Below are 10,492 nucleotides of genomic sequence, written 5' to 3'. Positions count from 1 at the left end.
GGTTTCTACCTGGTTGTAACCGATTTCGGCTACGTGTTGGATGGTGGCATTTACATCGGCGGTTAACTGCTCGCGTAAGGTGAAAAGACCGATACCGATTTTTGAAAGTTTGGCCGGTTGGGCCAGGGCTGATGTAATAATAGATGGACTTAAAAAAACGGCCGCACCTGCTAAGCCTGCCTGTTGTAAAAATGATCTTCTTGTTGTCATGATGTTTTTAGAATTAAAAAAACCGGAGCGTAAACTCCGGTTTGATTTGTTAGAATGAATAAGCCAATGATCCCCAGAAAGTACGTTGAAGTAATGTTCTGCCGATCATCAATGTGCCAGGGGTAACAGTCGAGAAATCCCTGAACTGATCTCCGCGAACATCGCCCTCTGTCAGCACTTTTGCATTTAACAAGTTGTCTGCCCAAAATCTTATAGAAACTTTTTTAGTGAAATTATATCCTGCCCCGGCTTTCATTACCACATAAGCTGGTAACCTGTAACTGTCGCTAGGAGAAGTAAAACGGCTGCCCACATAGTTTGCCGCTACATATAAGTTGAAATTTTTGTAATCGTAGTTGGCACCAAGCTCAGTATTTAAAACGGGTACGCGTTCTGTTCTTTTACCGGTAAAGCTGTAGGTACGATCGCCAAATTCGGCCAGTACAGCAGCGTTTCCTTTGGTAGAAGCTTCGTAATCGGTGTATTTAGAATCCTGTAAAGTTCCGGTTAAACGCAAACTAAGCGGTTTGGCAATTTTGTACGAAACTTCGTATTCGGCACTGAAGGTACGAGTAGAACCGAATGCAACCAAAGCCTGTGTACCAGCAGCAGTTGTAGGCACATTGATGGTTAACGATACATTTTTGATGGCTGAGTAACTTCCTGATGCAAAAATAGCGAGGTTGTTTTTCGCATATTTAAAGCCTACCTCACCTAAATAAACCGGACGTTTTTTAATGTTTGCAGGATTGTAAGCCGCGGCATTGTAATCGCCAATGTTAGGTGCATTGTATGCTTTGGTTGCCCTTGCAAAGATGCTCGAAGTTGAATTGATTTTATAATTGGCACCTACCGAGGCAGACCAATTGGTTAAAGTTTCATCGTAAGGGGTGTAGCCCAAAATTGTTGCGGTAGCAGCGGCGGTGGTATTAACCGTTCCGTTTGTATTTAATGCATAATACGGTCTGTCGCCTTTTACATTCTGGTTGTCAATCCTCGCACCGATATCTAAACGCCATTTTTCATTGATTTTAATCTCATCGGAAGCGTAGGCTGATAAAGTTCTGGTATCGCCTATAAAAGTGTTTTTTGTTTGGATAGTACGCTCTCCTGCAGTAGGCGATTGCAAAATGATGCTCGGATGCTCTTTAAATTCAGAAAAAGAACGGAAAGCATAACGTAAATCATCGCGGTTATACTGGTGGATACCAGCGCCAATGCCCAAACTGTGGTTTTTAATGGTTTTTTTCAGGTCTAAATAATCTACAATCTGCACATCGCTGTTGATCTGTCCGTTGGCTGATGAAGTAATTACATAATCGCCGGCCACAAATGGTGCAACTGCGCCACCTGGGTAATAATATGGCGTTGCTGCTGTTCTGGCGGCTATACCTGCCGGAACGGTATAAGTAGAGTTGGTGTGGGTATTCTGATAACGGAAATTGTTAACAATCTGCCAGCCGCTATCGGTTAAGTAATTGAACTGGAAACCGCCCGATCCCAATTTGGTATGGATACCATCCGTTAAGCTGAAATTGTGGTTGCCTGTTGCGGGATCGTTATAGCTCCATTCGGTTTGTAAAGGAACGATTGATTGCGAAGCCATATCATAATCGCGGTAAGTGGTTGGTTTTCCGGTACCATCGTAAGGATAATAACTGGTTAAAAGAAACTGCACTTTATCGTTCAGGTATTTACCATATACACGGATAAAGCCTTTATGGTTTTTGAAATTAAAAGTCATGTTACCTTTAATCTGTCCGCCTTGGTTGGCCGGATTAAAACCCTGATCTACCACGCCGTTATCGGTACGGTAAAAACCACCGATGTTGTATTTAATGTTATCGTTTATTTTACCACCGGTATTTCCATCAAAACGGTATAAACCCTGCGAAAAACCCGTGGTGAATTTAAACTGACCATACTGTTTATCGGCACCCACATAACTGATGTTGTTTACCACGGCTCCGGGCGTGTTGGCCTGGATAATAGAAGCATTACCACCTCTAACGGCTTCGATATTCTGAATGGTTAAATCAGTTTTGTAATATTGATCTACCGATGGATTGGTGTTGAAGCCGGTTGGTAAGAGTGGCAAACCATCTTCCTGGATACCCAGGAAAATATAACCGCCCTGTTGTGGAAATCCCCTTACCCAAACGTTGCCCGGACCATCGCCACCTGTACTCTCAACGGTTAAACCCGGTATTGCTTTTAAAAGATCGGTGCTGTTTAATGGCGCCCTGTTGGTAATGTCTTTATTGCTCACCGAAGTTAATGCCACACTACTTTCGAGTTTTTTCTTCGGGTTACCGCCGGTTACCATCACACTTTCCAATTGCAGGTTATCTTCTGATAAACTGATGTTCAGGTTTTCGTCGGCATTGCCAGCAGATAGATTTACTTCTTTTGAAATGAAACCCACATAACGCACTACTAAAACGCGGCTATCAACAGTTAAACCTTTTAAGGCAAAAGCGCCATTCTCGTCGGTAGTAGTGCCGATTGATTTGCCTTTAACAGTAACGGATACACCCGGAATAGGATTGCCTTTACTATCGGTTACTTTTCCGGTTACGATACCTTCGAAGGCTTTTAAGAGTTCGAGGTTGTTATTGGCGGGAATAGAATAGAGCAGAATCTGATCCTTTACTATCCTATATCCCACGTCGTAACGTTTTAGCGAATTCTCAAGAAAGTATTTAAGTTTTTGGTTAACTACATTGATAGAAACTTTGCGGCCAGAGTTAATTAACTGCGGACTGTAAACGAATTTAACGTTGGCCAGTTGTTCGGTTTTTTCTATAATGGTTTTAATATCGGTTTGATCGGCTTTGATCGAAATTGGTTTATTCAAAAATTCCTGCGCGCCCACATTTTTGGCAAATGCAGCACAGTTAAAAATTATTATTGCAAGTATTTGGTAAATCGAAACTCTCATTGCATATATCGCCAGCGAAATAAGTTGATTTTTTTTCATAAATTTGGTTATTGTTCATTAAATGATTGGATTTATTGGACATAGGAATACCATGAATACATTTCTATGTATTTAACTCGCCGGCAATGCCCCACATTGTCGGCTTTGTTTTTAGAAAAATATTATGGAAGATGCGCCGCGGTTACGGACTGTTGGTTGGGTAGTTTTTCTTCATAATTTTTATATAATTTGGTTAGTTTTTATTGGAAACCACAATGCTGGTTCCCTGGATATAATATTTGCTTGATATGGTTCCGCAGATCAGATCGAGCTGCTCATATAGCCCTTTTTTGCTCAAATCTCCGGTAAAAGTATAGGTTGATATCTGCTCGTTATCCGATTTTATCTGGATGCCATAAGCTTCGGATAAGGTTTTGAAAATTTCCTTAATGCTTTCTTCTTTAAAATTATAGCTTACGCTTGTTGGAATGTTGTAAGCCTCATCCAAAGGAATAGGTTTGCTTACCAGTGTTTTATTTAGGTGGTGATCTGTAAAAATACCTTTTTGATTGGGGGTAAGCAGGATCGGTTTGGCCAGCTTTTTTTCTGCGAAACTAAACAGCGAGCTTTTCTGGTTTTCTGCTACGCTTACTTTTCCCGTTCTTACGGCAACTTGTGCAGGCATTTTATCGGTAGCCGATTTAACCCAGAAACTGGTTCCCAAAACCCTTACCACCAATTTTTGATTGTACACATAAAAAGGCCTTTTCGGATTTTTACTCACCGAGAAAAATGCACTTCCTTTTAAATAAACTGTTCTTTTGTTGGCTGCAAAAACTTTTGGATAAATAATGTTCGCCTGTGGTTTAAGTGTTACGGTACTTTCGTCGCTAAGCGCAATTACCATGGTGCTGTCGCTTTCGTTCGTTTTGCTGATTAAATTCAGATTTGCATTTTCGTCTAAAAAGGATTGTTCGGCACGGTTATAATTGGCCAGGTACAAGCCTGCAATAAAAAACGCAACCATGATGGAAGCAGCAATAGCAAATTTAGGCCACAATTTTTTAACTTTTAAAGCCGGTGCGGACTTTTGTTCAGTGTTATTGAGGTTGAGCCAAACATTTGCCTGCATTTCTTCCAGCGCAGTTGACGATAAATCTTTAAAGTTCCGGTTATTTAAATTATGATACCATTTATCGACCCAAAGCTTTTCGGCCTCGGTACAATTTCCGCTTTCGTAACGGTTGAGTAAATCGTAAAATGATTTCTGATTCATAAGGAAGAATATTTGGCTTTATACTATACCAGTAACACAATGGGGGCTAACCCCTAAAGGTGAAATATGAAAAAAGTAAATTATTTTGTAAATAACTGATAATCAGCTATAAAAAGATGTAGAAATTTTTGATGTATTCTTTTATCCGCTTGATGGAACGGGTAATGTGGTACTCTACAGCCTTTTCGGTGATGTTTAAACCGTTGGCAATATCTTTGGTTGATTGGTGCTGGTAACGGCTGAGCCTGAAAACTTCCTGTGTTTTTTCGGGCAGAGAGTTGATACCTTCTTCAATAATGGAAGATAGATCATGAAGATCAACAAGGTTAGCAGTATCCTGATGGTTTTCGGAATAGGTGAGGGTTTGGTACTCCATGTACTTATTTTCCATCACCAAACTGCGGATGTGGTTGATTACGCTTAGTTTTAAGGCCCCGAATAAATAAGCCTGGAGATTGTTGATCTGCAGATCCAGCCGTTTTTCCCACAGGGAGATGAAAATATTCTGCACCAGTTCTTCGGCAATTACGCGGTCGCCCGTTTTTTTATAGGCCGCATAAAGTAGCTCCTTACTAAAGGCAAAATAGATGTACTCGTAAGCCTGCTTATCGCCCAGTTTTAGGCGGTTAAGTAAATCTTCAGATCTGTCAGGCTCAAAGGGACGCATTTAATTTGGCTGTTCGGGATGATAATGATAGTAAATGTAATAAAATTAATGTTTTATCGTGCGATGGCTTTATTGTTTTGATTGTTTCATTGTTGGAAAGTTGAAAGGTTTTAATGTTGGAAGGTTTAGCGTATGGCGACAGGCGCTGAGCGTTAATTGGCATGTCTCCCGAATTCCGTCATCCTGATCGGATAGCTATTGGATTTGTTTCAGGATTTTTAGCAGGTAAGTTTTTGCTTTAACAATTTAGCCATTTAACAATTAAACAATCCAATAGGCAGTTTGCATGCACAGTTAACCCCCTGAGCGTAGTCGAAGGGTAAACAATTAACCATTCACAACAATTTTCAGTTGGCAATTTGCAGTTAACAATTTAGCACTGCAGCAGTAGAACAATTAAACAATTTATTCCATTAACCGCCCTTAACAGTTTTCAGTTGGCAATTTGAAGTTAACAATTTAACAATGCGGCAATAGAACAATCCAATAATACAGTTAGCCAGTTTAACCTCATAATATACACTAAGTATAAAAATTTTATCGCCTTTTATCCCATTTTTTTACCTTTGCTCATTCTCTAAAAAATTATGCAAGAAAAAATTGTTGTTTTAGGCTCTAACGGGCAAATTGGTACCGAGCTGGTAACCATGTTACGTAAAATATATGGTGATGATCATGTGGTTGCATGTGATATCCGCAGGCCCGATTACGACATTAAAAACTCTGCACCGTTTGAATTTGTGAATGTGCTGGATAAAGAAATGATCAACGGTATTTTTCATAAATACAGGCCAACTCAGGTTTACCTTTTGGCTGCTTTATTATCGGCTACGGGCGAGCAAAATCCAAAGTTGGCCTGGGATTTAAATATGAACGGTTTGCTGAATGTTTTGGATTTGGCATTAGAATATAAAACGGCAAAAGTATATTGGCCAAGCTCTATTGCGGTATTTGGCCCGAATTCGCCAAAAGATAATACCTCGCAATATTGTGTAATGGATCCGAATACGGTTTACGGGATTAGTAAACTGGCCGGAGAGCGTTGGTGCGAATATTATAACCAGAAATACGGATTGGATGTACGCAGTATCCGTTATCCTGGGCTGATCAGCTGGAAAGCTGCCCCGGGCGGTGGAACTACAGATTATGCGATCCACATTTTCCACGATGCCCTTAAAAAAGGAAGTTACCAGAGTTTTTTAAGTGCTGAAACGGAATTACCGATGATGTATATGGATGATGCGATCCGCGGAACCATCGAGCTGATGGATGCACCTGCAGATCAGATTTCGGTACGCAGCAGTTACAATTTCGCAGGGGTAAGCTTTACACCAGAGGTTTTGGCGGCAGAAATCAGAAAACATATTCCGGAATTTACCTTATCTTACGCGGCTAATGATCCCCGTCAGCAGATTGCAAATAGCTGGCCACGTTCTATCGATGATAATTATGCGGCAAAAGACTGGGGATGGAAACCAGAGTTCGATTTATCGAAACTTACAATTGACATGTTAAATAATTTAAAAAAATAATATTTTGGTTAACAGTTTAAATCGGTTAATTGTTTAAATCACTGCATGGTGCAGTTAACCGATTTGGACAATTAAACAGTTAACCAATCAGAACTAAAACAATGGGAAGAGCATTCGAATTTAGAAAAGAGAGAAAATTTAAGCGTTGGGCCAAAATGGCGGTTCAGTTTACGCGTATTGGTAAAGATATCGTAATGGCAGTGAAAGAATCTGGGCCTCACCCGGAAACCAACTCACGTTTACGTACTGCGATACAGAATGCGAAAGCGGTAAACATGCCGAAAGATAGGGTAGAGGCAGCTATCAAACGTGCATCTGATAAATCGATGGCCAACTACGAAGAAATTGTTTACGAAGGTTATGCACCCCACGGTGTTGCGGTTTTGATTGAAACAGCTACCGATAATACCAACCGTACAGTAGCAAACGTTCGCAGTTATTTTAATAAAACCGACGGTTCTTTAGGTAAAACAGGTTCATTGGATTTCGTTTTTAATCGTAAATCTATCTTCCGTTTTGTACCAGTTGATGGTTTAGATCTGGAAGAACTGGAGTTTGAATTGATCGATGCGGGTTTAGAAGAACTTTATGTAGAGGCTGATGAGGATGGAAACGATATCGCGGTTGCACAGGGTGCTTTCGAAAACTTTGGTTCGCTACAAAAAGCATTAGAAGAAAAAGGCATTGAGTTAAAAAGCTCTAAATTGGAGCGCATTGCCTTATCGCACCACGAGGTTACAGAAGAGCAGGCAGCCGATGTACTTAAACTGATTGATAAGTTAGAGGAAGATGATGATGTGCAGGCAGTTTATCACAATATGGCTGAATAACAGCAATTGATATTTACTGAAAAAGGGTCCCGGTGTAAAATCGGGACCCTTTTTTTCGCTAAACCTATCAGGTTTCAAAAACCTGATAGGTTTGTATGCGAAGTCTGAGAAACTATCTCTTATGCGAAAACAACCAGCTCAATAACTCAGGTTCTGCAAATGCGCTATCCCAGCTGTTGTGGTTGGCATTTGGGTAAAGGGTAAACTTTACTTCATCGCCAACTGTTTTTAAACGCTCGGCAATGGCAATTGAGAATGCCGGATCAACCACATCATCTTTTGCACCATGGAAAATCCATAACGGTGTTTTTTGATACTTTTTGATGTTATTGGTATTGTCTCCGCCACAGATGGCAATGGCTGCGGCAAATTTACGGCGTTCTCTTCTTAACAGTTCGTAAGTACCCATGCCCCCCATTGATAAGCCACCAACATAAACCTGATCCCGGTTTACATAAGGCTTTTTAAGGAAATTTTTAACCATTCCCTGTAAGGCATGCATTACTTTGGTGGGTTTGCCTCCCTCTACAAAGCTGATCTTTCTTTTACCGTTGGCATCTTTTTCAAAATTGGCATTGGCCCAAAAATCGTTCTGTGGACATTGCGGGAAAACTACAATGGCAGGAAAATTTTTGCGCACATCGGGTTTTAAGAACAGTTTTCCTCCATGTACCAACTGACTGGCATTATCGTTACCTTTCTCGCCACTTCCATGCAAAAAGAAGATGATGGGGTATTTTTGATCAGGGTTAAAGTTTTCGGGGAATAGTATTCTATAGTAAATAGAATCTTTCCCTTTGATATAGCTTCCCCTGTCGTATTTTTTAAAATCCTGAGCGTTTAAAAAGAGTACTGAAAAAAGAATGCAGATAGTTAAAATAATCTTTTTCATGCAACAAAAATAGGAAACCTTAATTACTTTACAATAATATATGGTGTAGGGTTGATTTAATGATAGGCTATTTGCCATCAGATAAGTTCAAGTAACATTTTATTACGACCAATTTTTAAACGCTTTGCCTAGTGCAATCGTCATGCTGAATTTATTTCAGCATCTTTCCGGCAAGATAGACCCTGAAATAAATTCAGGGTGACGATCACTGTAAAAAAAAGAAACCCTGGCTACAATACAATAGCACAGGGTTCGTAACCTAACCAAAATATTTTTATTTCAGTGTAAACGATGTTTCTTTTACATCGCGTGAGTTGGTACCGATAAATAATTTAAAATCACCGGGTTCTGTCACAAATTTCAGGTCTGAATTGTAGAATTTAAGGTCGTTTTCCGAAATATTGAACGTAATTGTTCTGCTTTCGCCAGCTTTTAAGCTTACTTTTTGGAAACCTTTTAATTCTTTAACCGGACGGGTAATGCTGCCCACTAAATCCTGAATGTATAATTGAACAACCTCTTTACCGTCATACTTACCTGTATTACTTAAAGTAACCGATGCGGTGATCGTTTTTCCCTTGGTTAAGGTATTCGAACTTAATTTAATGTCGCTATAATTAAATTGAGTATAGCTCAAGCCAAAACCGAAAGGATATAAAGGATCGTTGCTCACATCTAAATAATTGGAACGGAATTTTTCGAACCATTTACCTTCTGCCAATGGACGACCAGTGTTTTTATGTGCATAATAAAGTGGCACCTGACCTACGTTTTGAGGAAAAGTTGTGCTCAGTTTACCCGATGGATTAACATCGCCGAAAAGTACATCGGCAATTGCGCTTCCTGCTTCACTGCCCGGAAACCAAACATTCAAAATTGCCGGGATATTTTCCTGTTCCCAGTTTAATGCCAGCGGACGGCCGGTAAATAATACCAAAACAACCGGTTTGCCTGTTTTAGCCAACGCTTTTAACAGATTTTTCTGTGTTTCTGGAATCTGGATATCGGTTACGCTGCTGCTTTCGCCGGTAAATTCAGAACCCTCGCCAATGGTAGCCACAATTACATCCGATTTTTTCGCAACTTCCAAAGCTTCTTTGATCATGTCGGCCTCTGAGCGCGGATCGCGTTTATAAGTAGGGTTGTGGATGTTTACATAACGGTGCTCCATAGTAGAATCGGCCAGAAAATTGGCACCGCGTGCAGTTATAATCTTCGCATTGCTGCCTAAAGCATTTTTTAAACCCTGCAATACCGTTACCGATTTGTCGAAAAGGGCCGCAACACTCCAGGTGCCATACATGTTGGCTGTATTATCGGCCAACGGACCGATTAAACCAATAGTGCCCGATTTTTTAAGTGGAAGTATGTTATTGTTGTTTTTTAACAATACAAAGCTTTCGCCTGCAACTTCGCGTGCAACCTGGCGGTTAGCCGGACTGAAAACTTCTTTTTCTGCTCTTTCAGGGTTACAGAATTTATAAGGATCGATAAACAAACCCAGTTTGTATTTTGCCTGAAGTACCAATCTACAGGCTCTGTCGATCTGAGCGATGCCCACTTTTTTCTCGGCCAGAGAATTTTTCAGTGTACCTAAAAAGCCTTCTCCAACCATGTCCATATCAATACCTGCATTTAAAGCTAAAGCAGAAACAGTTTGTAAATCGCCCATACCATGTGCAATCATTTCAGGGATACCGGTATAATCCGTAACGATGAAACCTTTAAAGCCCCACTGGTTGCGTAAAACATCGGTCATCAACCATTTGCTTCCGGTTGCAGGAATTCCATCAACTTCGTTAAAAGAAGCCATTACACTGGCAGCACCGGCATCAACCGCGGCTTTATAAGGTGGAAAATATTCGTTGTACATGCGTACTTTACTCATATCGGTAGTGTTATAATCTCTACCAGCTTCTGCAGCACCGTACAGGGCATAATGTTTTACACAGGCTAAAATCTCGTTATTGGCCTGAAGTTTACCCTGGTAGCCTTTTACCATGGCTGCGGCAATTTGCGAACCTAAATAAGGATCTTCGCCACTACCTTCCGAGATACGCCCCCAGCGTGGATCTCTCGAAATATCAACCATAGGGGAGAAAGTCCAGTTAATACCGCTTGCACTGGCTTCTATAGCCGCCACGCGTGCTGATTTTTGTACGGTA

Annotated in this window: 8 protein-coding genes; 2 read left to right on the top strand and 6 right to left on the bottom strand. The window is 40.6% G+C overall.

Annotated features, from left to right (window positions below):
* The 4 genes from B2V92_RS16925 to B2V92_RS16910 all read right to left on the bottom strand — a co-directional run.
* The coding region (locus tag B2V92_RS16925) for a twin-arginine translocation signal domain-containing protein (RefSeq protein ID WP_293310302.1) at window positions 1-210 on the bottom strand (210 nt) is incomplete at its 3' end.
* A gap of 49 nt (window positions 211-259) precedes the next feature.
* A complete protein-coding gene (locus B2V92_RS16920) occupies window positions 260-3,190 on the bottom strand; it encodes a TonB-dependent receptor (RefSeq protein WP_293310300.1) in 2,931 nt (976 codons plus the stop codon).
* Between the two features lie 193 nt (window positions 3,191-3,383).
* On the bottom strand, window positions 3,384-4,406 hold the full coding sequence (locus B2V92_RS16915) for a FecR family protein (protein ID WP_293310298.1): 1,023 nt from the start codon (window positions 4,404-4,406) through the stop codon (window positions 3,384-3,386).
* 106 nt (window positions 4,407-4,512) lie between these two features.
* Window positions 4,513-5,073: a sigma-70 family RNA polymerase sigma factor gene (locus B2V92_RS16910; protein ID WP_293310296.1), complete on the bottom strand. Its 561-nt coding sequence runs from the start codon at window positions 5,071-5,073 to the stop codon at window positions 4,513-4,515.
* A gap of 587 nt (window positions 5,074-5,660) precedes the next feature.
* On the opposite strand from B2V92_RS16910, the gene B2V92_RS16905 reads away from it, so the two are divergent.
* Together B2V92_RS16905 and B2V92_RS16900 are read left to right on the top strand one after the other, a co-directional pair.
* Entirely contained in the window at window positions 5,661-6,605 is a 945-nt protein-coding gene (locus tag B2V92_RS16905) for an NAD-dependent epimerase/dehydratase family protein (protein ID WP_293310294.1), read from the top strand.
* 101 nt (window positions 6,606-6,706) lie between these two features.
* Window positions 6,707-7,435 (top strand): YebC/PmpR family DNA-binding transcriptional regulator, encoded by a 729-nt coding sequence (locus B2V92_RS16900; RefSeq protein ID WP_293310292.1) that lies wholly within the window; start codon window positions 6,707-6,709, stop codon window positions 7,433-7,435.
* Between the two features lie 112 nt (window positions 7,436-7,547).
* Here B2V92_RS16900 and B2V92_RS16895 read toward each other — a convergent pair whose 3' ends face one another.
* On the bottom strand, window positions 7,548-8,327 hold the full coding sequence (locus tag B2V92_RS16895) for a prolyl oligopeptidase family serine peptidase (protein ID WP_293310290.1): 780 nt from the start codon (window positions 8,325-8,327) through the stop codon (window positions 7,548-7,550).
* 274 nt (window positions 8,328-8,601) lie between these two features.
* On the bottom strand, window positions 8,602-10,492 hold a 1,891-nt coding region (bglX, locus tag B2V92_RS16890), incomplete at its 5' end, for a beta-glucosidase BglX (RefSeq protein WP_293310288.1).

Source organism: Pedobacter sp. UBA5917, from assembly GCF_002432345.1.
Classification (GTDB): domain Bacteria; phylum Bacteroidota; class Bacteroidia; order Sphingobacteriales; family Sphingobacteriaceae; genus Pedobacter.
This window is presented reverse-complemented; position numbering and strand designations above follow the sequence as displayed.

Coding starts and splice junctions, on each gene's coding strand:
- B2V92_RS16910 (WP_293310296.1), bottom strand. CDS start 5,073: ATGCGTCCCTTTGAGCCTGACAGATCTGAAGATTTACTTAACCGCCTA.
- B2V92_RS16915 (WP_293310298.1), bottom strand. CDS start 4,406: ATGAATCAGAAATCATTTTACGATTTACTCAACCGTTACGAAAGCGGA.
- B2V92_RS16895 (WP_293310290.1), bottom strand. CDS start 8,327: ATGAAAAAGATTATTTTAACTATCTGCATTCTTTTTTCAGTACTCTTT.
- B2V92_RS16905 (WP_293310294.1), top strand. CDS start 5,661: ATGCAAGAAAAAATTGTTGTTTTAGGCTCTAACGGGCAAATTGGTACC.
- B2V92_RS16920 (WP_293310300.1), bottom strand. CDS start 3,190: ATGAAAAAAAATCAACTTATTTCGCTGGCGATATATGCAATGAGAGTT.
- B2V92_RS16900 (WP_293310292.1), top strand. CDS start 6,707: ATGGGAAGAGCATTCGAATTTAGAAAAGAGAGAAAATTTAAGCGTTGG.